The organism is Streptomyces sp. NPDC033229 (genome assembly GCF_055576875.1).
Window position 1 is genome coordinate 87674 of the sequence record NZ_JBVIQR010000006.1, and the last position, 21225, is coordinate 108898.

The window sequence follows — 21225 nt, forward strand, 5'->3', positions numbered from 1 at the left end:
GGAGCGGTGGGAAAGACACGGACCCCCGGGCCACGCGGGCCGGCTCAGGGGGTCAGCCCGTGCTCGCGGCACGCCTGGTTCCACCGCTCGGCGGCTTCCTTCGTCCGCAGTCTGCTGCGGCGCGCCTCCGCCGCGTGCAGCCGGTGGTACGCCGGGAACATCTGCCGTACGCGCAGGGACAGTTGGAGGTCGGCGGGGATGATCCTGCGCAGCACGTAGAAGGGGGCGGGCGCGGTGAAGTAGCGGGGCTCGGGGTGCCGGGGATCGTCGGGCTCGGCGGGGTCCTCGTGGAAGAGCGCCGCCGTGCACCCCCGCGCGTACACCGCGGGCAGCACCGCGCGGTGCGCGGCGGCCACCACCGGCAGCAGCGGGGCGGGCGGCCCGGGGAAGGCCACGACCAGCCCCGGGTGTTCGGTCGATTCCCGCTGGGAGGCCCGGTCGAACCACGCCAGGTAGCCGACGAGCGCCCGGGCCACCGCGCGCGGTGCCGTGTGCCCGGCCACCCGCAGCTCCGCGTAGTGCATGACGCCGGCCCGCAACGCGCCGCGGACGAACGGGCAGATGGCGTTCGAAGGGCCCGCGCGCCCGATGGAGTCGCCGATGTAGTCGCGCAGATAGGGGCGGAAGACCGCGCCGAGCTCGGTACCACCGTCACCGCCGTCGTCACCGTCGACGTCGTGGAAGACGACGGGAGTGGGCCGTATCAGCTCGCCGCGCCGCACCGCGCCGGGGTCCGGCGCGAAGGACTCCTCGGCGGGTGGCTCGGGGTCCGGCTCAGGGGACACGGGCACCATCCTCCTCGGCCTCCTCGGAGGCTCCCCCCACCACGGGGGAATCGACCGCCACGCTCGTGGGCGGCGTACGCAGGGACCGGACACAGAACCAGGCGGCCGACGCGCCGAACAGTGTCGTACCGGCGGCCGCGGTGGTCCACACCCCTGGGACGTCCGCGAGGCCGATGCCGAGCCCGCCCATCACATACAGGCCGAGGCCGGTGGCGAGGGAGTTGAACAACCCGCCCGCGGACAGCATGGTGGCGCGCGACCGGGCGGGCACCCGCTCGTTGAGAGCGGCCTTGAGGCCGGGCATGCACAGACCGCCCGCCATCACGAAGCCGATGTACAGCGGGACGCCGACCCAGCCGGAGGTCGCGAGGGCCGAGCCGGCGAGGAAGAGCCCGGCGGCCACGGCGGCCAGCACGATGATCCGGGCCCGCGCGCCCGGGTCGTGACGCACCTTCCGGGCGACGACCTCCAGCAGCGGGATCTGCAACAGGTCGCCGGTGCACCGGGCCGCGGCCAGGGCGATCAGGGAGCCACCGGTGAGGATGTCGAAGTGGACGGTCCACTGCACGCCCGGCAGCCCCCGGAAGAGGCACAGCGCGGCCGCGCACACCAACAGGCCGGTCAGGACGCGGTCGGTGCCCAGCGCCCGGCGGCAGGCCCGCAGGGCCTCCAGCGAGGCGGCGGCCAGCTCGCGGCGCACACCCGCCCGGTCCGCCCCGGCTCCGGCCCCCTCCGCCACCGGTGTCCGCCCGCGCAGCAGCACGGTCGTGCACACGGCCCCGGCCAGACAGGCGGCCCCGGCCAAAAACTGCGGTACGGCCAGCCCCAGGAACTGCCCGGCCGCGGCTCCGGCGACGGTGCCGGTCACGATGCCGGCGTTCTCGGCCATCCGGCCCCGGGCGAACAGCGCGTCGAGGCTCGCCGACGGATCCTGGTGCCGCAGCCGGTCGACGGCCCAGGCGTCCAGGCTGCCCGAGGCGAACGGCGTGCCCACGGCCGCGATCAGCGTTCCTGCCACCGCCACCGCCGGGTCGGCGGAGAAGAACAGCATGCCGTAGCCGACCGCCCGCACGGCGAAACCCACCACGACGGAGGCACGGCGCCCGATGGCGTCCGCGAAGACCCCCGTCGGCACCTCCAGCAGCGCCTCCAGCAGCCACACCGATGCGATGAGCCAGATGATGGTGCTGCTGCTCAGACCGCGCTCGCCGAGCAGCAGCACCGACGTGACCGTCAGGCACATGTCGCCGAAGAAGTCGAGGCCGGTCAGCAGCAGATACAGCCGCACCGTCGCGCGCCGCGCGGTGCCGTCCGGCGTCGTCGGGCCGCCCTTCACCGCTCGTCGTCCCCGCGGCGCAGCACGGGGACGACGCCCATGTCATAGCGGTACGGCCGCCCCGCCTCCTCGAAGGCGTGCCGGATCCGGTTCCGTACCTGCATGGGAATGCCCCCTGGGTGTCTGCGGGAGAACGCCGACTCGTGTTGGAACAACAGGAAGAACCCCTCCGCCTCGAACGCGTAACGGGTGTGGTCCGGCCCGAAACACGGGCCGAAGGCAACAGTGAACAGCCGGTGACCGTCGAAGGGGAACCACCAGGCGGGGTCCTCCAGTTCGGCCATGGTGACGTGGGAAGGGCTCGTCGAACGGCCGGCGAACCACGTCAGTACCGTCAGCGACGACGCCCGCAGCGTCGCCACGTCCGTCCCGAGCCGCGCCGGGAGGTCCAGGACGAACCCGTCGGCGTCGCCCGCGGCCGCCTGCCGCAGGGCCTGCCGGAAGCGCGGCAGGGCCCGTTCGAGGTGGTCCTCGACGGGCGCCCCGTCACGGGCGGGTTCGGAGACCGGCCAGGTGGAGGCACGGGCGTACGGGCAGTGGGTGCGGTCGATGACCGGCCGGAACCGGGACGGCCCGGCGCTCCCGCTCACCGCGCCGGGCCGTTCGACGACCGCCCGGCGCTCCCGCTCACCGCGCCGGGCCGTTCGACGACCGCCCGGCGGGCCCCGCCGTCAGCTGCTCGCGCAACTCGCGCCAGCTGTCCGCCTCGTCCCACCAGCGCTCGCCCCATCGCTCGGTGAACCCGGCCACCGTACGGTCGGCGAGGGCATGCCCCTCGAAGACCGCGCCCCAGTACCCGGCCCGCTCCGTCTCCTCCCGCACGTGCCGTGGATCGATCAAGTCGCCCGAGGCCCGTGCCACTTCCTCCTCCAGCAGCTCGGGGCGGGCGGCGCAGCGCAGGATGAGAGCGGCCAGCGCCCGGGTGTAGCGGTCCTCGTGGCGGCAGTGGACCGCTACCCGCTCCGCGGTGTCCGTCGGGATGCCGAGCGAGGCCAGCCAGGCGGCCGACAGACCGAGGGTCTCCACGACGAGGGCGCCCCACTCCGCGATCACGGGCGGGCGGCGCCAGCGCTCGGCCAGCGGCAGGCCGGGGGAGCGCCAGGCCAGTTCCATGGCATGCCCCAGTTCGTGGTGGACGTACTGGGCGCACAGGGGGGCGGGGCGGTCGGGCAGCGCCACCGCGGACCGGTCGGGGATCCGGACGGGGAAGGTGACCGAGGGCCGGTCCCGGGTCCACACGAGCGACAGCCGGTGGCCCTCGGCCAGGGCGGCCAGGCCCCGCAGCCGGGGCACGGCGGCCCGCACCAGCGCGCGCGGGCAGAGCTCGACACCGGCGAGATCACCGCGGAGGAAGGCCCTGCGGTCCGCGCGGAAGGCCGCCTCCGTGACGCCCATGGACCGCGCCCACTCCCGTACCACGCCGGACAGTTCTTCCGGGGCGTGCGGGCCGTTCGTGACATGCGGGGCGTGCGTGGTGCCTGGCGGCTCGGCGGGCGCCGGGCTGCCCGCGACGGAGCGCAGCAGCGCCGCGAGCCGTCTGCCGTTCTCGTCCAGGCCGGGCAGGCCGAGGTCGGCGGCGCGCAGCAGCTCGATCGCCCGCTCCACCACCGCCTCGTCATCCGCCCGCACCGGGGCCTGCGTCACCCGGTGCCCCCGTCCCGCACCAGTGCCCCCACCTCGACCAGCCGGCGCAGCAACTCCTCGCCCGGTTCCCCGGCCGGCACGCGCGCGTGCTCACGCGGGGCTTCGGTGAGCCAGGCGAGAGCCGCCGCCTCCTCGTCGTGCAGGACCAGCGGGCGCCCCGCGCCGGGGCCGGTGCCCGGGACCAGGATCGCGGTGCGGCGCTCCACCGGGCGCACCGTGTCGAGGACCAGGTCCCACGGCATCCGCTGCTTCTTCAGGGCCGTCCGACGGGCGAAGTCGGCGGTGTCGTAGGGGGTGATCCGCAGTCGGGTGCCGGGGGCGGGCGACAGCCCGGCCCGGCGGGCCGCGGGCGAGGGCACCGGTGGGCGGTAGGCCAGATCGATGTCGGCCGACGCCAGCTCCCACTGCCAGCCGGGACGGCCCTCGGGCCACCCCTTCTCCAGATACTCCGCGAAGGCGCGGGCCGTGCTCGGGCCCGGCGGGAAGTCCTCGCCCGGCTCCCGCTCCCGCGCCCGCCAGGCGTCACTCGCCACGAACCGCCCGATGCCCGGGGTGCCCTCGCCGGCGAGATAGAGGAAGCCGGCGGTGGGCAGCCGCGCGGTCACCGCGGCGGCCACGGCCGCCAGCCGCCGGGCCCGCTCCAGCCGGAAGCCCGCCGCGTTGCGCACCTCGGGCGGCACGGCGGTGGTGTCCTCGGTGTCGTACAGGGCCGCCCACACGCCGCGCACGGCCCGCTCGTACGCGCTCTCGCCCCCGGTGCGCGGGGGAACGACTCCCGTCATCGGCCCTCCCCGCGCCAGATCCGCACCTCGGCGGCCATCCGGCCGACCTTGGCCACCAGGTCCTCCCCGCGGATGCCCTCCGACTCGGCCACCATGGCGCGCAGCGCCGTCGCGGCCGGCAGGTGACGCCGCGCCAGCAGCCACAGCTCCTCACGGATCGGCGCGGCGTGCTGGTCGTCGGCGGTCACCCCGTCATCGGCGGCCAGCACCGTCACCCCCGACAGATGCCCTTCGACGACCCGGTCCCACGCGAAGTCGTCCGGCATCAGCGCGTCGGTGGCGATGCCGCTGACCTCGGAGGCGATCAGATGGTGGCCGACGTCGTAGACCATGAAGGCGTCGGCCCGCCGGGCGATCTCCGACTGGAGCGCGAACGGATTGGCGTCGCCCACGACGTAGGCGTAGGCGGAGTTCTCGACCGCGACCCGCACGCCCAGCAGCTCCTGCATCCGCTCGACGCGGGGGACCACGTAGTCGACGGAGTCCTTGATCCACGGCATCGGGACCAGCGCCTCGACCAAGGACTCACCGTCCTTGGTCCACATCGCCAGATCGGTGGTCACCCAGGAGACGCCCAGCCTGCGCACCGCGTCCCCGAGCTGCTTGACCAGCTCGTCGTCGACGGGATCGAGGCCGCACAGATCGAGGTCGAGGGTGTGCAACAGCGGTACGAGGCCGTGCTGTTCGCAGAACCGCACGGCCTCGTCGACCGTGGCGGCGTCCCGTGCGTAGGGCCCCACCATGAACGCCCGGTCGTCGCCCGCCAGCCGCTCGGCGAACGGCGCCAGCCGCTCGTGCTCGGAGGTCATGTCCCAGCTGAAGCCCACCAGGGGCGGCGCCCCGGGCGGGGCGGCCTCGCTCAACGTACGCATGAAACCACCAGTCCTCGTCCCAGGGCGGCCGTCACGGCCCTGCCGTCCGTGTCGAGCGGCCCCGCCTCCTCGTCCCACAGCGGGCGCAGCGCCTCGCAGGTGGCGTCCCGCAGATGCGTACGGCGCAGCCCGGTGGGCGTGCGCAGGGTGAGGGTCGCGAACGGGCGGGCCCGCGGGCGGGTGTGGCGCACCGCGTCCGGCCAGGGGTAGGAGGCGCAGGCCTCGCGCAGCCGGACCGCGTACTCGGGCACGTCGAAGACGCAAGCGGCGACCCACGCGCCCTCCGGCAGCCGGACCCCCGCCCGCAGCGCCGCCGCCGTGGGCCCGGTCGCGGCACCCCACAGCACGTCGCACTCGTACCGCGCGATCTGCCGCGCCCACGGGTCGGCCGTCGGCAGCCACGCCTCCTCCAGGAAGGCCGCGAACGTGGTGACCGTGGAGGCGGCCTCGGGGAAGAGGGATCCCTCCTGCGCCCGCCGCCCGTGCCAGTGCTCGCTGCCCAGGTAGGCGTCCATGGCGTCCGGGACCAGACCGCAGTAGACGCGGGTGGTGGCGGGCAGGGCGCCCGTACACCGCTCCAGCACCATGGCCTTGCGGGTCGAGCGGTCCACGGCCATGCCGGGGTCGGGCGGCCCGTCCACGGGCGCGGGCCCGTAGAAACCGCGCCACAGCTCGGTCACTTGCGTCACATACGGGTGGGGGGCCGGCGTCGGGCCCGCGGTTCCGGTCGTCACCACGACACCGCCTCCAGACAGTCGTCCATCCGCTCCAGCTTGACCACCAGGTCGTCGATGCCCATGCCCTCCGACTCCCCGATCAGGGCCTGGAGTTGAGTCATCCTCGGCATCAGCAGCTCCGCGGTGCGCCACACCGGGTCGTCGACGGGCCATCGGTGCTGGTCCTGTACGAGCTGGTAGGCGTGGAAGTCCCGGCAGGTGATGCCGGAGATGTGGGCCTCCACCACCCGCTCCCAGGGGAAGTCGGCGTCCTCGGGGCGCTCGATGGGCTCCCCGCGCTGCTGCCGCAGGATGTACAGGTGCCCGATGTCCATGCACAGGCCGCAGTCGGCCCGCTCGGCGATGCCGGCCATCAGGGTCAGGATGTCCAGATCCCCGGCCAGTACCGGGTAGGGCGGGTTCTCGCCGACGATCGGCAACTGGGCGATGTCCTGGATGCGCTTCGTCCGGTCCGCCACCCAGTCGACGGCCTCCCGGGTGAGCGGCACGGGGAGCATGTTCTCGATCAGTTTCTCCCCGCGCAGCACCCACATCGCGAAGTCGGTGGTGATCCACGGGGAGCCCAGCGCCCGCGCGTAGTCGGCGATCTGGCGGACCATGCCGGGGTCCACCGGGTCGATGCCGGCCAGGTCGAGGTCCAGGGCGTGCAGATAGATGGACAGGCCGTTGGCCTTGGCGAACGTTCCCAGCTCGTCGACCAGGTCGTCCTGTCCGCACAGGGCCGCCGCGCTGAAGGCCGTCACCGGCGGCCGGGTGCGGCGCACCGCCTCCGCCGCCAGGTCCCGCTCGGTCATGGAGTCCGTACTCAGCCCCAGCACCGGCCGGCCGGTACGGGCGGGCAGGGGTGGGGTCACACCGGCGACAAGGGTTTCAGGAGCCATCGGCGGCTACTCCGTTCACGGTGGCGACAGGGGGTGCGGTGCGCAGCAACGCCCGGGTGCGGTCCGTGACCTCGGACCCACCCCTCTCACGGGAGGCAAGGGCGTCGATACGGGCCGCCGCGCGCAGCAGCAGACCGTCGAGTCCGGGCGAACCGGTGCCCGGCCGGGGCAGCAGCGCGGCGAATTCCTCGGGGGTGCCGGGGGTGCCGGAGGCGTCGGGCGTATGGCCGCCACCTCGGCGTTCGCAGTCGTCGAGGACATGGTCGAAGAAGAGGTTGGGGGCGTGCCGCGCGGCCACGACGTCGAGCTGCAGGGCCAGTTCGTCCGGCGTCACCGGATGCTGTTCGCGTCGGCGCGCCCGGAACTGGAGCAGCGCCTCGGCCTCGGCGAGTACGAGATCGACGGCGGGCTGGTAGGCGGCGCGGAACCACACCAGGGCCGCGTGCGCCCGGGCCGTGGCCGCGTCCTCGATCAGCGTGTCGATGGGCGGCAGTTCGGACATCCCGAAGGCCGTGCCCCGGCGCTCCTCGTAGTAGTCCCGGATGGGGGTGCCCGCGTACAGCACGAGGTGGGTGTACAGATGTTCGTGCGGTACGTAGTCGTAGAAGCCGCCCGCGCGCAGGAACGCCTGATTGGCGCGCAGGTCCTCGACCGTGGTCTCCGGGTCGATCATGATGAAGTCCAGGGACACGCCCAGCCCGTGCCGCTCCAGAAGCCTGACCGCGCCCAGGTTGTCCGCGGGGTCCACACCCTTGGCAAGCCGTTTGAGCACCTGCGGCGAGGCGCTCTCGATCCCCAGCTCGACGAAGCGCAGCCCGCACTCCTTGAGATCCGGGAGGAAGCTCCGGTGCTTGATCAGCTGATTGACGCGGGTGCCGAAGCTGAAGGTGATCTCGGGGTCGTAGGCGTGCAGGGCCTGGACGATCAGCAGCGCCCGCTTGGGATACACGTAGAAGTTCGCGTCGCTGAAATAGACGTGCTTGTAATCCAGCCCGTCGGCGGCCCGGAAGTGGGCCATCTCCGCGACCACCGACTCGCCGGACCGCATCCGGTACTTGCGCCCGATGGTCAGCACACCGCAGAAGGAACAGTTGTACGGGCAGCTGCGGCTGGAATTGACCGCCAGCGCGGGCAGCAACGTGCCCCGCGCGGAGTCGAAGTAGGTCAGCGGCGGATATCCGGAGTCGGAGACGAACGGGAAGTCGGGAAAGGGCAGTGCGTCGAGGTCGTCGAGGAAGGGCGAGTCGATGTTGACGCGGACCTCCCCGGACGGCAGCCGCACGGTGGTGCCGGGGATGTCCAGCCAGGAGTCGTCGCCGCGGCGGGCCAGATCGAGCATGGGCTTCTCGCCCTCGCGACGGACCACGACGTCGACATCGGGGCAGTCCCGCATGATCTCGGTGTGCACGGCCGTCGCGTGCGGTCCGCCGAGCACGACGCGCGCCGAGGGATTGCGCCGCTTGATCCACGCGGCGTGCTCCAGCGTGGCGTCCAACGACTCGTTGTAGACGGAGAACCCGACCATGGCGAAACGGTCGAGGCCGTGGCGGGCGGAGAGGTCCACGGGCGCCTCGGGGCTGTCCCCGAAGTCGAACCCGGAGGCCTCGAAGCCGTTCCGCCGGAGGTAGGCGCCGATGTAGGCCAGGCCGATCGGCTTGGACTTCCGGCGGTCCGAATACCCCACGGAGGGGTTGACCAGAGCGATTCCCGACGGCTGCGGACCGGTCGCCGTCATCGGTCCCGCCAGCCGAGCACGCCCCGGGCCAGCAGATTCTCCAGGAACCGCCGGGACGGCTCGGGCAAGCCGGCCAACGCGGCCTCGTCCAGGGAGCCGACCGCGCCCCGCCACAGCCGCGAGGCCGAGGCGTTCAGCCGGAGGCACTCGCCTGCCGGGCCACCGCCGGCGACATACACATGTCCGCATTCGTCGAGCACGGGAAGTTCGCTGCGCAGCACCATCGCGCCCCTTCTCATACGGGCGCGGGGGCATGCGGAGCACGCCGCCGCGCCGTGCCCCGAGTGATCAGGACCAGATCCGGCCGAGCATCTTGGTGTAGCTGGCGTCGCCCATGCTGACCACGTCGGCCTCGGGGTTCTCGATCTCCTCGAAGCCGAGCAGCTCTTCCTGGCCGATGCCGTCGTCTACTTTGTTATCGGGGGAGTTGAGTGACTCGTTCATATTTCCTACCTCCAGCGCTCGACGTGTCGGACAACAACGGACCGACCGGCCCCGTGGGGCCGCTGTGCCGGTCCGGGCTTCGAGGTCGCCGCCGCGGTGACCGCGAGCGGCGTGACGTGAAGGAGCAGGGCGGGGGCGGTGGGTACGGGCGATGCAGAGGATCGGATGGGTCTGCCGGACCAGATGGACCGGATGGACCGGACGGATCAGCCGGGTCGGCCGGGTCATGACGAAGACGATGAAGATGACGTCATGGGCCCCCTATCACAGAGCACCCTAGGTCTGTACCTGAAAGCTGGTCAATACACGCGCACAAAGAGGGATTTGGCCCATGATGGACGACATGGCGGCAGAGCGGGACAACGACGAAACGATCCAGCCGTGGGAGCCGGAAACCTCCGGATCTCCCGGTGAGCAGGTGGCGGCCCAGGAGCGCGCCTTCTGGGAGGCGCGCCGACGCTTCGAGGACCTCGGCGGCGAGGACGGTGAGGACGGCGAGGACGGCGAGGGAGAGAGCGAGGGTGCCCGGCGCGAGCGGCGGCGCTTGAGCAAGCAGGCCCGGCGGCTGCACCTGAACGTGCGCAGCCACCGCTACGCCCGCGCGGTGGACGACGGGCCGGTGCCCGGCGATCTGCGGCTGCCACCGCTTCCGGGCCGCGATGACGATTTCGCAGCCGAGTTCGACGCTGATGTCGACGCGGATTCTCAGGACGGTTTCGAGGGCCGGGACGGTTTCGAGGGTGAGCTGGACGACCGGGACCCGGGGGAGGGAGCCGCCCGCTGATGCGTCCTGTCCCCGGGCGTCAGCGGTCGGTGGCGGGCTCCGTCAAGTGGGCCCGGGCGTGACGGACGAAGGCGCGGGCGGCCGGGCCGACCGGGCCCTCGGTCCGCCAGGCCAGCGCGAGAATCCCGCGCAGCGCCGGGCGGAATCCGACCGTGTGCAGTTGGGACGCGTGGGCACGGGCGACGGACTCGGGCACGACGGCCGCGCCCAGACCGCGCGCGGCGAGCTGGGCGAGCACGTTGGGGTCACCGGCTTCGAAGGCGACGTGGGGCCGGAATCCCGCGGCGGCACAGGCGTTCTCCACGGAGGTGCGCAGGCCCGTGCCGCGGGGCAGGCTCATGATCGGCCGGTCGGCGAGGGCACCGAGCGCGAGGGTGGTCCGGGCCGCCAGCGGGTCGTCGTGGCTCACGGCCACGACGAGCGCCTCGTCCACGACGGTCTGGACGCCGACCCCGGGCGGGGGCTCGCCCGCCAGCCCGACGACCGCCAGATCGATCCGCCCGCCCGCCACCGCTTCCAGCAGCCGGTCGGAGGTGTCCGCGGTCAGGCCGATCTCCACGGCCGGGTGGTCGTGATGGAAACCGGCCAGCAGCCCGGGCAGGTCGATGGACGGTCCGAGCGAGGTGACCGTACCGATGGCGACCTGCCCGCGCAGCAGCCCGGTGAGTTCCTCGACGGCCTGCCGGGCGCCACTGACCGCGCCGAGCGCGGCCCGCGCGTACGGCAGGACCGCCTCCCCGGCCTCGGTGGGCCGCACGGTCCGTCCCGACCGGTCCAACAGGTCCTGGCCGAGCTCCCGTTCGAGCTTGCGGATCTGGGCGCTGATGCCGGGCTGGGCGACGTGCAGTGCGGCGGCGGCCTTCGTGAAGCTCGCTTCCTCCACGACCCGCACGAAGTACTCCAGCTGGCGAAGCTCCATAACCGCTGATGCTAGCAATCGGGAAGTCGGGTGCTTCGCCTTATGGGGGCTGGAGGCTGGGGGAGGGGGCCACGGGGCTCGTCAGGCGATCATCGGCTCGTGTCCGTCGTCCGCGACTTCCCCGCAGACGTCGGCCAGTTCGTCCAGGGACAGGCCCAAGGTGCCCGCCAGGGCCGCCACGGTGAAGAAGGCGGGAGTCGGCGCGCGGCCGGTCTCGATCTTGCGCAGGGTCTCGGCGGACAGTCCGGCGGCTGCCGCCACCGCGACCATGCTGCGCTCGCCGCGTGCCCGGCGCAGCAGCGCGCCCAGTCGCTCGCCGCGCTGCCGTTCCCACGGGGTCAGAGGAGTTCTCACCATGACCGTGATACTAATACCGGTATAAGAATTGGTTGTCGGCGGTGTCGGTATGCCCGGCGCCGCCGCACGAGGGTGGGAGCCTGAGCATGGTGGAGATCAAGACAGATGAGGCACTGGAGGCCATGCGCGAGGCGGGGCGCGTCGTGGCCCACGCGCTCGCCGCGGCTCAGGACGCGGCGGCCGTGGGGGTGAGCCTGCGGGAGCTGGACGAGGCCGCCCGCACCGTGCTCGACAAGGCCGGGGCGCGCTCCCCGTTCCTCGGCTACCAGCCGTCCTTCGCGCCTACCCCGTTCCCCGCGGTGATCTGCGCCTCCGTCAACGACGCCGTCGTCCACGGCATCCCCGACGACTACCGGCTGCGCGACGGCGACCTCGTCAGCATTGACTGCGGCGCGGAACTCGACGGCTGGACCGGCGACGCGGCCGTCAGCTTCACCGTCGGCACCCCCGCCCCCGCCGACGTGGCCCTGATCGACGCCACGCGGCGAGCCCTCGAAGCCGGCATAAAGGCAGCTGTCGTCGGCAACCGCATCGGTGACATCTCCCATGCCATCAGCACCGTCGCCCGCGCGGCCCGCTGCGGAATGCCCTCCGACTTCGGCGGCCACGGCATCGGGCGCCGGATGCACGAGGACCCCGCCGTCCCCAATCACGGCCGCCCGCGCCGTGGTTATCCGCTCCGCCACGGCCTCGTCCTGGCCATCGAACCGATGCTCATGGCCGGCGGGCGCAACGACTATCGCACGGCCCCAGACGGCTGGACACTCCGCACGACCGACGGCACGCGGGCCGCGCACATCGAGCACACGGTCGCCATCACCGAGACCGGGCCCCGGATCCTGACCCTGCCGTGACATCGGGGGCCCGGCCGTGAGGCCTTGGGCTTCTCCCGGGCCGGGGGAAGCGCCCGAGTGGGGTGAAAGCACCGGGGGAGTGGCGTGTAAGGTCCGCTCATTCACTGAAAAGCCCTGGTGAGGGGCTTACTCGGAAAGAGGCGGAGGACATGGGCGAGGCAGTGCCGAGAGGCAGCTCCTGGAAGCTGAGCGCGAAGGAGGGCGGCGCCCTGGCGGCGCGCTGGTGGCAGTGGGCCCTCTCGGCGCCGGACGACCACGATCCGGTGAGGGACAAGACCGGGGAGTTCGCCGACTGGCAGCAGCCCGACGACCTCTGGTTCCTCGCCGGTACCTATGGCGGCCGGGTGGAGCGGCGCTGCTCGATACCGGCGGACCGGCCGGTTTTCTTCCCCGTCTTCAATACGCAGCGCCCCGTCCCGTGGCACTCGAGGAAGCCCATGCTGATGGGGGTGGCCGAGGCGACGGCCCACCTCAACGGCTCCGCGCTGCCGCTCGAGGAGTTCACCTCCCGCCCGTTCCGGGCCGCCGATCGCCGCCGGGTCGCCTGGGGCCTGTGGGCGGGCCTCGCGCCCCTGGTCCCGGGCCAGTACGTGCTGGAGATCAACGCGAGCACCACCGGTGGCTTCTGGGTGGACACCACGTACCACCTGACGGTCGAGGACCGCTGAGCGCGCTTCGGCCTGCGCCCGACCGCTGAGCGCGCTTCGGCCTGCGCCCGACCGCTGAGCGCGCTTCGGCCGCGCCGGTCGCGGCCTGTCCCGTGGTGCCGCCAACGGCCTAGCCGATCGGGGCTCGCGCCGCCAGCCTCCGGCTCTTCCGCGGGCGAGCGACTTAGTCTGCGAACACCTCGTCCGCGTCCTGGGCGGGGTTTTCGCGGCACGGCTATCACCTGGAGGAAGAAATGGCGCCGCAGCAGCCTTTCGGCACCGTCGTCAGCTCCATCGGGATCAATCTGCGCAGATATCCCAGCACCGATTCCGCCATCCTCGGAACACTCGCCAAGGACGCCCAGATCGGCCTGCGGAGCAAGGTCCACGCCCAGGACATCGAGGGCAACAGCATCTGGTACCTGCTGAGGGACCAGGCCGCCTGGGTCGCGGCGCGGCACGTCCTGAACACCGGACAGGTCCCGCTCTCCAAGGACGCTGACGGCACGGGCTGAGGGGAAGCGGCCGCGCCGTCGCCGACGGGGCGTGCGTATGTGTGATCCGCAGGATCAGTTGTGGCCGAACTTCCGCGGCTGCTTGTGCGCGACCTGTTCCGGAGTCGGGCGCCCCGTCTCCTGGGCCGACGATGCCTTCTCCTGCTTCCTGGTGTCCGTGGTGGTGCCGTGGTCGTGGCCGCCCGTGCGGGCGCCGCGGTTCTGACGCGTCTGCTTCTTGCCCACGATCGTGCCTCCTGCAGCGGATCTCGGATGATGAGCTGCTACCAGGCTCGCACGAACGTACGAAGCGTGCCATGTCGGACATTCCGGGGTGCGCCCGCGGTCACGGAGCGGGCGCGCAGCGTGATGCCCGCTCCAGCAGCTCCCCCTCGCGCGCGTTACGGGTCAAGGACGCCGCCCTTTCGCACTCAGCCGGTCTGCTTGACGCACGTCCCGTCGTTCGCCGGGAGTTCGCCCGTGGCCAGGTAGGCGTTGACCTTCTCGTCCACGCAGGTGCTGCCGTAGTAGCCGTAGATCCCGTGCTGGTTGGCGCCCTTCAAAGTGATCAGCCTGGAGCCGGGCAGCAGGCCGTGCAGGGCCACGGCACCCGTGTGGGGGGTGCGGGGGTCGCCGGTGGCGGACACGATCAGTGCCGGGGCGTCGTGCCGCACCTGTGTGGGCTCCTCGCGCGGACGGCCCCAGAACGCGCACGGGCCGATGTTGTTGGTCAGCGGGCCGAACAGCGGGTGGGCGGCACGGCTGCGCTCGATGTCGCGCCAGTAGCGCTCGGGATCGCGCGGGGCGGCCACGTCACCGCACAGGATGGCCGTCTGCGCACTGCCGGTGTGTGAGTTCGCGGCGGTCAGCATCCGTCGCAGGTACTGCTTGAACTCCGGGGAGAGCCGGGTCGGCCGGCCCTTGGCGGCCCTGGCCATCACCGACAGTTGATCTCCGGCCGCCGCCCGCGCGGCGTCCGTGTCTTCCGAGATCACGCCGACGATCAGGGTCGGCACCTGGGTGTCGTCGACCCGGAAGACATCGGGGGCAGTGCCGAGGGTCAGCCCGCGCGCGGACGCCTCGACGACGCGGTCGACGGTGGCCAGCACCTGGGCACGGGTGCGGCCGAGGCCGTAGGCGGCGTGCCTCTTCGCGGCCCAGGCCGCCCAGTCGGCGAGCGCCCGCTCGTTCTCCCGCTCGACGCCCCGCAACAGCCGGGGGTGGTAACGGCGCGGGTCGAGTGCCCCGTCGAGGACCACCCGGTCGTAGCGGCCGGGGAACATCTGGGTGTAGACGGTGCCCAGATAGGTGCCGTACGAGTAGCCCAGGTAGGAGATCTTCCGCTCGCCGAGCACGCCCCGGATGACATCCATGTCGCGGGCCGTGTTGCGCGTGCTGACGTGCGGCAGCACAGAAGCGTTCGTGGCACGACACTTCGCGGCCAGGTCCTTGTGGAGGGCAACCTGCCGGTCGAAGCCGGCCCGGCCGAGGCCGGCCGAGAAGACGGAGTGGCCCACGGGCCAGTGACAGTCGAGCGGGGTGCTGCGGCCGACGAAGCGCGGGTCCATGCCGATGATGTCGTAGCGTGCGCCGATGTCCTTCATCGCCTTGCGGGTGGCCGGCGGCTCCTCGAGGGCGGTCCCGCCGGGGCCGCCGAAGTTGATCAGCAGCGAACCCACGCGACGGCGCGTGTCGGTGGCCTTGAGCCGGGACATCGCGACGGTGATCGTACGGCCCCGGGGATCGGCGTAGTCGAGCGGCACGGTCACGTTCGCGCACTGTGCCCCGGCCTTCTCCAGGTCATCGCCCGTGGTGTCGTCGGGGCCCAGGACGCAGCTGCCCCAGTCGAGACGCTGCCGGTAGTAGCGGTCGAGACCGGACCCGGGCGTCGGCTCGGCGGCGAAGGCCGTTGGGGTCGCCGGGGTCGCGGTGAGACAGGCGACGAGGGCGAGGCCCACGGCCGAGGCGCGGCGCGCGGCGACGGAGCTGGGTATGGTCACGGAGTCTCCTCGGCACGGTCGGTGCTCCCGATGTGGTCGGCGCGATCGTTGCGGTCGGCGCAGAACGCGGTGCTCACGACGGCACGGAAGTCCTCTTCCGCCTGTGTGGTGCCGGGCGCCTCGTTGAGAGCGAGGGAAATGCTCCGGCCTCCGGGGCCGACCGCGCCCAGCGCCCGGTGGCCGCCGGGCGTCGTCCCGCCGTGCCCCCACCACCGGCCGCCGCACTCCAACGGAGAGGCGACCAGGGCCAGCCCGTACCGGGCGCCGGGCCAGAGCCGGTCCGGGTCGGCGGGGACGGTGCGCTTCATCTCGGCGAGCCACCGCGCGGGCAGCAGCTTGCCGCCGAACAGCGCGCCGAAGAACCGGTTGACGTCGGAGGGGGTGGAGACCAGCGCGCCGCCCGCGCCACCGGCGGTCATGTTCCACTCGGTGCCGTCGACCCGGGGCGGGCGTGCGCCGTCCGATGCGTCGGCGTCCGTGAAGTAGCTGCGTGAGTGCGGGCCCCGGATGCGGGTGTCGTCGCCCGGCCAGTAGGTGTCGCCCAGGCCGAGCGGCTTGATGATCCGACGGGTCACCTCGGCCTCGACACCGCGCCCGGTGACCTTCTCGACGACGAGCCCGGCGATCAGGGTGTTGGTCGTGGAGTAGTGCCATTTCTTGTCCGGGCGCGGCAGCTTGAGCGCGGTCGCGATCAGTGCGCGGGGCTCGAAGTGCCGGTAGCGCCACTCGTTCACGGGCCGGTCGGCCAAGGCCGCCATGTGGTCGGCAATTCCGCTGGTGTGCTGGAGCAGTTGCCGCACGGTGATCGTGCGACCGTCGTGGCCGTCGCCCCGGATCAGCCCCGGCAGATAGCGCTCGACCGGCGCGTCCAACCCGATCCGTCCCTCCCCGGCGAGCTGTACGACGACCGTGGCGACGAAGGTCTTGCTGACGCTGCCGATCCGCAGCCGGTCCGTGGCATTCATCGGCCGCCCGGTGCCCAGGTCGGCCGTGCCCCGGGCGGCCCCCCACTTCCCGCAGCGGCTGTCGACCACTTCGACGGCCGCGCCCGCCAGGCCGTGGCGCTGGGTGAGGGCGCCCAGGGATTCGACGACCGCGTCGCGCGCGGTGTCGCATCCGGCGGAGGACGAGACGCGTGGGCCCGCCGCGCCGGCGGAAGGGGCGGTGAGTGCCAGGACGACCGACGCCACGGCGAACGCCGCCGCGCCACGCCCCCGCCTTCCTAAGGAGGCTCTTCTTTCGCTGTGCCGTAGGGATGTCATACGCCCAGACGCTAGTGACGCGCCCGTCCGCGAACCCTCCGGCTGTCCCCCGTATCCCTACGGGGGTTTGCTCCACCGACAGCTTATGCGTGCGGGTGGGGCCAACTGGCCAGTGGTCGGCGGACCATGCGCGTTTTTCGCTGTTGGCCGAGCGGGGAGGAGCCAGTACGCGCCCGGAGGCGATGAGAAACGGGCTGGAGTGGTGGGCGGCCGTCGATGAGATGGGCGGGCGGCTGCAGCGTGTCGAACAGCCTGCCGACCCGGAACAGCGCCGCTCCGACGCGACGGCCCGGCGTCGGAGCGTGCGTTCCCGGCGCGCGGAGGCGACGATGGGGTGCATGGGGCAGTCACAGCGAGTGCGGGTGCGAAGGGTCTACGATCCGGTCGAGGAGGCGGACGGCAGCCGGGTGCTGGTCGACCGGGTCTGGCCGCGCGGGCTGCGCAAGGACTCGGCCGCCCTCGACGAGTGGTGCAAGGACGTCGCGCCCTCCACCGAGCTACGGAAGTGGTACGGGCACGATCCGGCTAAGTATGAGGAATTCAGCCGCCGCTACCGTGCCGAACTCCGCGATACGGCACATGAGCAAGCCCTGCAGCACCTGCGCGAGCTGACCCAACGTGGACACCTCACCCTGCTGACCGCCACCAAGGACTACGAAATCAGCGCGGCAGTCGTACTACAGGCGGAGCTGACACACAGGTAACGACCGCTCACCCGACCGGCTCCCCGGAAACGCACGGCGCGTCGGTGCCTGCATCTGCTCGGCTGCGAACGTGGCGATCTGCTCAGCCGCCTCCGACGCCTTGACGCGACGTCACCTCGACCCGATAACTCAGTAGCGAGCTGGGTCGTCACGGACGACCATAGAACGCATGACTGACCAACCCAGGCGATGGAGCCAGGCAACCGTCTACCCCGACATGTGGGCCGACCCCAACGACGACCCCCGCAACAGCGAAGGTCCCAGTCCGGACGGTGAGCTTGCGACACTGCAGGACTTCCTGACGAACTACCGCATGACCCTGCGGATGAAGTGCGAGGGCCTGGACGCGGAGCAATTGGCCCGTCGGTCGGTTCAGCCGTCGACGATGTCGCTGCTCGGCCTGGTCCGGCACCTCGCCGCGGTGGAACGGGACTGGCGCAACTGGATCAGTGACGTTGACCCGCTGCCGAAGCTGTACGGCGAGCGTGACGCGGACTTCGATGGAGCCGTCGCCGAGCAGGCCCTGGTCGACGCCGCGTACTCCGATCTGGAGCGCGAGCAGGCCGCGACCGACGCCGCGTTGGCCGAGCACCCGGACCTGGGCGAGCGTGTGGGGAAAGGCGGGATTGCCATTCGGGAGCTGATGGTGCACAGGATCGACGGGTATGCCCGTCATTGCGGGCACGCCGACCTGTTGCGCGAGCGCATCGACGGAAGGGTGGGCCAGTGACAAGGGCCGGAGTTCGCAGCTGACCCCATGGGCATCCCGTGACAGCGCGCGCCCGGTGGCATCGGCAGGCCCGTCCGACGACGGGCCTGCCGATGACTTTGCCCCCGGACCGTAGACCCGGGCCGCTCCGGTTGGCGCCTCTCGTCAAGCCACGTTCTCGATCAGGAATTGCTGGTCCGGGCCACCGGTGCACCGCGTTTCGATGGCCTCCGCCTCCGGGGCGCTGTCCTCGGCGGCGATGCCCACGCACCGGTCCGTGCCCTCTGCGTGCAGGCGGTAACGCTTCGTGCCGCCCACAGGCTCCACGCGGAAGTGCTGGTCCTTGTTGGAACGGCTGCACGCGTCCCAGGGTTCGAGCATGCCCTTCGCCGGGGCGCTCCGGCGGATGGTGAGGCAGCCCTTTCCGTGTTGGGGGTGGCGCCATTCGATGTAGTACGGGGCGTCGGAGCCGTCGTGGACTCGCTTGAGGTACGTGTGCGGCGGTCTCGCCTCCCCGCAGGGACGTTGCGCGGCGATCGCGCTCGGGTACGCGCCACTGCGGTCGCGGCCTTCCGTCAGGCAGAGGTGCGGGGTGCGGGCCGGGCGGATCTCCACCCAGCCCCGTACCGCCGTGGCCGCCGGCGCACGTGTGCCGTTCTCGTCACCGGACCCCAGCAACGTCCACACCCCCGCCGCCAGCAGGAGGGCGGCGGTCACGGCCACGGCGGCGGCCACCGGCGACCGGCCGACGGGGGGCCTGGGGCGCAAGCGCCATGGCCTGCCCGACCCGTCCTCGATGCGGCTCCGGGTCCTCAGCCATTCCGCGATCTCGCGTTCGTCGTCCACCCCACAGGCGTGGAGGAACGCGACGAGCAGTTCCGGCCGTGGCAGGGACTGGTGCCGCAGTACGTCCGAGAGGGTGCTGCGGGCGAGCAACTCGCCCCGGTTCTGGGCCCGCTGTTCCAACTCCCGGTAGGTCAGCTCCGAACGGTCCTTGATACGGCGCATGAGATCGGTGAACTCGTCCGCGTCGCGTGCGCCTCGCAGCTGTATGTCTGTCCCCCGCATGCCGGAATGGTTCTCCGTGTCGGCGCGGGGTCGCAATCCGCGAACCGGCCAACCTGCCCGAACAAGGCCCGGACAAGGCCCGGACAAGGCCGGACACCAAGCCGGACACGGTTCTCATGTCCGGGACGTGCCACGGCGTTGACCCGCTTTCTCCGGTGCTCGCAAGGTGGTCCCGGGCCACCCCGGGGGTCAGCGGGGATCGCCCTCCTTCCACTTGAGACCCAAGGAGTCGTCGTGTTCACACGCATAGCCACCGGCATCGCCGCTCTCTCCCTCGCCGGCGCCGGAATCGTCCTCGCCCCCGTCGCTCAGGCCGGTACGGAGGCGTGGAAGCCCCCGAGTTGTCAGGGGCACTGGGCGAACACCGCTGTATGGGTCACCTGCAAGGGCCAGGGGTCCGCCAGCCAGGTCCGCATGGTCTTCAACTGCCGGGTCCTCGGCACTGTCGTCCGGCACTACACATCGTGGGAGCACCTGGGCGCCCGCAGCTCCACCACGATCAGCGACTCGTGCAACTTCGAAGCGGTCTCCGCCAAGCCTGAAAGTCGCCAGGCCTGACGGCCCGCTCGGCTCCCCGTCCCGCCGGCAACAGCAACTGGTCCGCGCAGCATCAGGCCCAGTCCTCGCCCAGTCCTCGCCCAGTTCGAAGGATCGGGCGAGGACTGGGCCGGACTCCGGGTGGGCGATGGGCGCTCGTGTGGCGGTTCGGGGCGCACGCCCGCGACCGCGGAACACCGCCGGTGGCGAAGAGGCGGCCCTCCGAACAGTTGTACTTCCAATCCCCTGACGCCAGTTGGCGGGTGCGGCATACTGCCGCGCATGAGAGTGGCTCTGTTGACCGCTGGTTCGCGTGGTGACGTGGCTCCCTACACCGGACTGGGGCACGCCCTGGAGCGGGCCGGGCACCGGGTCACCCTGGTCACCCACGCCCCCTTCGCGCCCCTCGCCGAACAGGCGGGCATCGGTTTCCATCCGCTGCCGGTGGATCCCCGGGCGGAGCTGGACAGTGCGCGAGGGCGCGCGCTGCGGCGCAGCGCCAACGATGTGGAGCAGCGGATCCGGGCCTTCGCGCTGGCCCGGCAGGGCGCGGGGCAGATGGCGGACGGCCTGCTGGCGGGCGCGGAGAAGGCCGATGTCCTGCTCGTGTCGAGCTCGCTGCAGTTGCTCGGGCACACCCTCGCCGAGGGGTTCGGGCTGCCCGCCATGGGGGTCTACCTCCAGCCCCTCCACTCCACCCGCGAGTTCGCCCCGAGCGTCATGAGCACCCGCTCCCTGGGCCCGGTCGGCAACCGCATCGCCGCACGGGCCGTGAACGTCGCCATTGACGCCGTCTACTCCGGCACCGCCCGCACCCTGCGGGCCCGCCTCGGCCTACCGCCAAGCAGCACCCGTGCCGCCCGCCGCACCCGCGAACGGCAACGTTGGCCCGTCCGGCACGGGTTCAGCCCGCTCGTCGTCCCCCGCCCCCGCGACTGGCGCCCGGAACTGACCGTCGACGGATTCTGGTGGCAGTACGACCCGCCCGGCGCCGGACTGCCCCCGCACGTCCAGGACTTCCTGGCCGCGGGCCCACCGCCCGTCTTCGTCGGGCTGGGCAGCATCCCCGTGCCCGACCCGGCGCGACTGGGAGTGACCGTGGTGCGGGCCCTGCGCGCGGCCGGGCTGCGCGGGGTGATCCAGCGCGGCTGGAGCGGGCTGGAGGCCGACGGCGACGACATGCTCACCGTCGGCGAACTCCCGCACGCCGCGCTCTTCCCGCACACCGCCGCCGTCGTCCACCACGCCGGAGCGGGCACCACGGCGGCGGCCCTGCGCGCGGGGGTACCCGCCGTGCCGCTCCCGCTTCAGCTCGACACCGGCTTCTGGGCCGCCCGCCTCATCGCCCTGGGCGTCGCACCCCGGGCCGTACCACTGCGCCGCATCACCCCGGAGGCCCTGGCCGCCGCCCTGCTGCGCGTCACCACCGACCCGTCCTACCGGGACCGGGCCCGTGCCCTGGGCACCCGTATCCGCGCGGAGGACGGGACGGCCCCGGTCGTCACCGCCGTGAACCGCTTGGCCGGGGCCTGAACCCTGCCGCGTGAGCGCAGACAGCACCCACACGCCTTGCTGGACAAAGTCTTGAGGTACTCGACGAAGACTTGGGGTGCTGGAAGAAGGCTTGAGGTCCCGCCCGCGCCGGGCGCACGGCACCGGTCTGCGCCGGCGCCG

General features: G+C 72.4%; 25 protein-coding genes. 8 read left to right on the forward strand and 17 right to left on the reverse strand.

Going from position 1 to position 21225, the window contains the following annotated elements; genetic code table 11:
• Positions 1 to 44: 44 nt before the first annotated feature.
• The 11 genes from ACZ53N_RS07830 to ACZ53N_RS07880 all read right to left on the reverse strand — a co-directional run bounded on the left by ACZ53N_RS07830 (position 45) and on the right by ACZ53N_RS07880 (position 9216).
• On the reverse strand, positions 45 to 785 hold the full coding sequence (locus ACZ53N_RS07830; RefSeq protein ID WP_469140046.1) for a DUF6875 domain-containing protein: 741 nt from the start codon (positions 783 to 785) through the stop codon (positions 45 to 47).
• Positions 775 to 2121 (reverse strand): MFS transporter, encoded by a 1347-nt coding sequence (locus tag ACZ53N_RS07835; RefSeq protein WP_469140047.1) that lies wholly within the window; start codon positions 2119 to 2121, stop codon positions 775 to 777. Before ACZ53N_RS07835 ends, ACZ53N_RS07830 begins: the two co-directional genes overlap by 11 nt.
• A complete protein-coding gene (locus tag ACZ53N_RS07840) occupies positions 2118 to 2711 on the reverse strand; it encodes a hypothetical protein (RefSeq protein WP_469140048.1) in 594 nt (197 codons plus the stop codon). Before ACZ53N_RS07840 ends, ACZ53N_RS07835 begins: the two co-directional genes overlap by 4 nt.
• 37 nt (positions 2712 to 2748) lie before the next feature.
• Complete coding sequence (locus ACZ53N_RS07845) at positions 2749 to 3765, reverse strand: hypothetical protein (protein ID WP_469140049.1); 1017 nt, start codon at positions 3763 to 3765, stop codon at positions 2749 to 2751.
• Positions 3762 to 4547 carry a hypothetical protein gene (locus tag ACZ53N_RS07850; RefSeq protein ID WP_469140050.1) on the reverse strand — a complete coding sequence of 262 codons (786 nt, stop codon included), beginning with the start codon at positions 4545 to 4547 and terminating at the stop codon, positions 3762 to 3764. Before ACZ53N_RS07850 ends, ACZ53N_RS07845 begins: the two co-directional genes overlap by 4 nt.
• Positions 4544 to 5419 (reverse strand): multinuclear nonheme iron-dependent oxidase, encoded by an 876-nt coding sequence (locus ACZ53N_RS07855; protein WP_469140051.1) that lies wholly within the window; start codon positions 5417 to 5419, stop codon positions 4544 to 4546. The genes ACZ53N_RS07850 and ACZ53N_RS07855 overlap by 4 nt, the downstream gene beginning before the upstream one ends.
• On the reverse strand, positions 5407 to 6156 hold the full coding sequence (locus ACZ53N_RS07860) for a hypothetical protein (RefSeq protein WP_469140052.1): 750 nt from the start codon (positions 6154 to 6156) through the stop codon (positions 5407 to 5409). The genes ACZ53N_RS07855 and ACZ53N_RS07860 overlap by 13 nt, the downstream gene beginning before the upstream one ends.
• Positions 6150 to 7037, reverse strand: a complete 888-nt coding sequence (locus tag ACZ53N_RS07865; protein WP_469140053.1) for a multinuclear nonheme iron-dependent oxidase — start codon at positions 7035 to 7037, stop codon at positions 6150 to 6152. The genes ACZ53N_RS07860 and ACZ53N_RS07865 overlap by 7 nt, the downstream gene beginning before the upstream one ends.
• Positions 7027 to 8772 (reverse strand): B12-binding domain-containing radical SAM protein, encoded by a 1746-nt coding sequence (locus tag ACZ53N_RS07870; protein WP_469140054.1) that lies wholly within the window; start codon positions 8770 to 8772, stop codon positions 7027 to 7029. The genes ACZ53N_RS07865 and ACZ53N_RS07870 overlap by 11 nt, the downstream gene beginning before the upstream one ends.
• On the reverse strand, positions 8769 to 8996 hold the full coding sequence (locus ACZ53N_RS07875; protein ID WP_469140055.1) for a hypothetical protein: 228 nt from the start codon (positions 8994 to 8996) through the stop codon (positions 8769 to 8771). The genes ACZ53N_RS07870 and ACZ53N_RS07875 overlap by 4 nt, the downstream gene beginning before the upstream one ends.
• A 64-nt stretch (positions 8997 to 9060) precedes the next feature.
• The gene (locus ACZ53N_RS07880; RefSeq protein WP_165451648.1) at positions 9061 to 9216 is read right to left on the reverse strand and encodes a hypothetical protein; all 156 of its coding nucleotides are present in this window, start codon (positions 9214 to 9216) and stop codon (positions 9061 to 9063) included.
• A 331-nt stretch (positions 9217 to 9547) separates the two neighbouring features.
• Here ACZ53N_RS07880 and ACZ53N_RS07885 point away from each other — a divergent pair, with 331 nt between their 5' ends.
• The gene (locus tag ACZ53N_RS07885; RefSeq protein WP_469140056.1) at positions 9548 to 10000 is read left to right on the forward strand and encodes a hypothetical protein; all 453 of its coding nucleotides are present in this window, start codon (positions 9548 to 9550) and stop codon (positions 9998 to 10000) included.
• A gap of 19 nt (positions 10001 to 10019) precedes the next feature.
• Here ACZ53N_RS07885 and ACZ53N_RS07890 read toward each other — a convergent pair whose 3' ends face one another.
• Positions 10020 to 10919 carry a LysR family transcriptional regulator gene (locus ACZ53N_RS07890; RefSeq protein ID WP_469140057.1) on the reverse strand — a complete coding sequence of 300 codons (900 nt, stop codon included), beginning with the start codon at positions 10917 to 10919 and terminating at the stop codon, positions 10020 to 10022.
• Positions 10920 to 11000: 81 nt separating this feature from the next.
• Positions 11001 to 11276: a helix-turn-helix domain-containing protein gene (locus tag ACZ53N_RS07895; protein WP_469140058.1), complete on the reverse strand. Its 276-nt coding sequence runs from the start codon at positions 11274 to 11276 to the stop codon at positions 11001 to 11003.
• Positions 11277 to 11362: 86 nt separating this feature from the next.
• Between ACZ53N_RS07895 and map the strand changes: the two genes are divergently transcribed.
• From map to ACZ53N_RS07910, 3 genes are all read left to right on the forward strand, one after another.
• The gene (gene map / locus ACZ53N_RS07900) at positions 11363 to 12130 is read left to right on the forward strand and encodes a type I methionyl aminopeptidase (protein ID WP_469140059.1); all 768 of its coding nucleotides are present in this window, start codon (positions 11363 to 11365) and stop codon (positions 12128 to 12130) included.
• Positions 12131 to 12279: 149 nt separating this feature from the next.
• Entirely contained in the window at positions 12280 to 12798 is a 519-nt protein-coding gene (locus ACZ53N_RS07905) for a hypothetical protein (protein ID WP_469140060.1), read from the forward strand.
• A 233-nt stretch (positions 12799 to 13031) separates the two neighbouring features.
• Complete coding sequence (locus ACZ53N_RS07910; RefSeq protein WP_469140061.1) at positions 13032 to 13292, forward strand: SH3 domain-containing protein; 261 nt, start codon at positions 13032 to 13034, stop codon at positions 13290 to 13292.
• Positions 13293 to 13346: 54 nt separating this feature from the next.
• On the opposite strand, the gene ACZ53N_RS07915 is transcribed toward ACZ53N_RS07910, so the two are convergent.
• The 3 genes from ACZ53N_RS07915 to ACZ53N_RS07925 form a co-directional block, all read right to left on the reverse strand.
• A complete protein-coding gene (locus ACZ53N_RS07915; protein WP_469140062.1) occupies positions 13347 to 13517 on the reverse strand; it encodes a hypothetical protein in 171 nt (56 codons plus the stop codon).
• A gap of 185 nt (positions 13518 to 13702) precedes the next feature.
• Entirely contained in the window at positions 13703 to 15271 is a 1569-nt protein-coding gene (locus ACZ53N_RS07920) for an alpha/beta hydrolase (protein WP_469140063.1), read from the reverse strand.
• Positions 15268 to 16461, reverse strand: a complete 1194-nt coding sequence (locus ACZ53N_RS07925) for a serine hydrolase domain-containing protein (RefSeq protein ID WP_469140064.1) — start codon at positions 16459 to 16461, stop codon at positions 15268 to 15270. Before ACZ53N_RS07925 ends, ACZ53N_RS07920 begins: the two co-directional genes overlap by 4 nt.
• A gap of 410 nt (positions 16462 to 16871) precedes the next feature.
• Between ACZ53N_RS07925 and ACZ53N_RS07930 the strand changes: the two genes are divergently transcribed.
• Positions 16872 to 17237, forward strand: a complete 366-nt coding sequence (locus ACZ53N_RS07930; protein ID WP_469140176.1) for a DUF488 domain-containing protein — start codon at positions 16872 to 16874, stop codon at positions 17235 to 17237.
• A 169-nt stretch (positions 17238 to 17406) separates the two neighbouring features.
• Positions 17407 to 17967, forward strand: a complete 561-nt coding sequence (locus tag ACZ53N_RS07935; protein ID WP_469140065.1) for a DinB family protein — start codon at positions 17407 to 17409, stop codon at positions 17965 to 17967.
• Between the two features lie 144 nt (positions 17968 to 18111).
• Here ACZ53N_RS07935 and ACZ53N_RS07940 read toward each other — a convergent pair whose 3' ends face one another.
• Positions 18112 to 19014, reverse strand: coding sequence for an RICIN domain-containing protein (locus tag ACZ53N_RS07940; RefSeq protein ID WP_469140066.1), 903 nt, complete (start codon positions 19012 to 19014; stop codon positions 18112 to 18114).
• 234 nt (positions 19015 to 19248) lie between these two features.
• On the opposite strand from ACZ53N_RS07940, the gene ACZ53N_RS07945 reads away from it, so the two are divergent.
• Positions 19249 to 19572, forward strand: a complete 324-nt coding sequence (locus ACZ53N_RS07945) for a hypothetical protein (protein WP_469140067.1) — start codon at positions 19249 to 19251, stop codon at positions 19570 to 19572.
• A 261-nt stretch (positions 19573 to 19833) separates the two neighbouring features.
• A complete protein-coding gene (locus tag ACZ53N_RS07950) occupies positions 19834 to 21084 on the forward strand; it encodes a glycosyltransferase (RefSeq protein ID WP_469140068.1) in 1251 nt (416 codons plus the stop codon).
• The last annotated feature ends 141 nt before the right edge of the window (positions 21085 to 21225 follow it).

Excerpts from the sequence above, each read along its gene's own strand:
- ACZ53N_RS07870 (WP_469140054.1), bottom strand. The coding sequence starts at position 8,772 with ATGACGGCGACCGGTCCGCAGCCGTCGGGAATCGCTCTGGTCAACCCC.
- ACZ53N_RS07940 (WP_469140066.1), bottom strand. The coding sequence starts at position 19,014 with ATGCGGGGGACAGACATACAGCTGCGAGGCGCACGCGACGCGGACGAG.
- ACZ53N_RS07880 (WP_165451648.1), bottom strand. The coding sequence starts at position 9,216 with ATGAACGAGTCACTCAACTCCCCCGATAACAAAGTAGACGACGGCATC.
- ACZ53N_RS07935 (WP_469140065.1), top strand. The coding sequence starts at position 17,407 with ATGACTGACCAACCCAGGCGATGGAGCCAGGCAACCGTCTACCCCGAC.
- ACZ53N_RS07890 (WP_469140057.1), bottom strand. The coding sequence starts at position 10,919 with ATGGAGCTTCGCCAGCTGGAGTACTTCGTGCGGGTCGTGGAGGAAGCG.
- ACZ53N_RS07850 (WP_469140050.1), bottom strand. The coding sequence starts at position 4,547 with ATGACGGGAGTCGTTCCCCCGCGCACCGGGGGCGAGAGCGCGTACGAG.
- map (WP_469140059.1), top strand. The coding sequence starts at position 11,363 with ATGGTGGAGATCAAGACAGATGAGGCACTGGAGGCCATGCGCGAGGCG.
- ACZ53N_RS07910 (WP_469140061.1), top strand. The coding sequence starts at position 13,032 with ATGGCGCCGCAGCAGCCTTTCGGCACCGTCGTCAGCTCCATCGGGATC.
- ACZ53N_RS07930 (WP_469140176.1), top strand. The coding sequence starts at position 16,872 with ATGGGGCAGTCACAGCGAGTGCGGGTGCGAAGGGTCTACGATCCGGTC.
- ACZ53N_RS07950 (WP_469140068.1), top strand. The coding sequence starts at position 19,834 with ATGAGAGTGGCTCTGTTGACCGCTGGTTCGCGTGGTGACGTGGCTCCC.
- ACZ53N_RS07895 (WP_469140058.1), bottom strand. The coding sequence starts at position 11,276 with ATGGTGAGAACTCCTCTGACCCCGTGGGAACGGCAGCGCGGCGAGCGA.
- ACZ53N_RS07855 (WP_469140051.1), bottom strand. The coding sequence starts at position 5,419 with ATGCGTACGTTGAGCGAGGCCGCCCCGCCCGGGGCGCCGCCCCTGGTG.
- ACZ53N_RS07905 (WP_469140060.1), top strand. The coding sequence starts at position 12,280 with ATGGGCGAGGCAGTGCCGAGAGGCAGCTCCTGGAAGCTGAGCGCGAAG.
- ACZ53N_RS07885 (WP_469140056.1), top strand. The coding sequence starts at position 9,548 with ATGATGGACGACATGGCGGCAGAGCGGGACAACGACGAAACGATCCAG.
- ACZ53N_RS07865 (WP_469140053.1), bottom strand. The coding sequence starts at position 7,037 with ATGGCTCCTGAAACCCTTGTCGCCGGTGTGACCCCACCCCTGCCCGCC.
- ACZ53N_RS07875 (WP_469140055.1), bottom strand. The coding sequence starts at position 8,996 with ATGGTGCTGCGCAGCGAACTTCCCGTGCTCGACGAATGCGGACATGTG.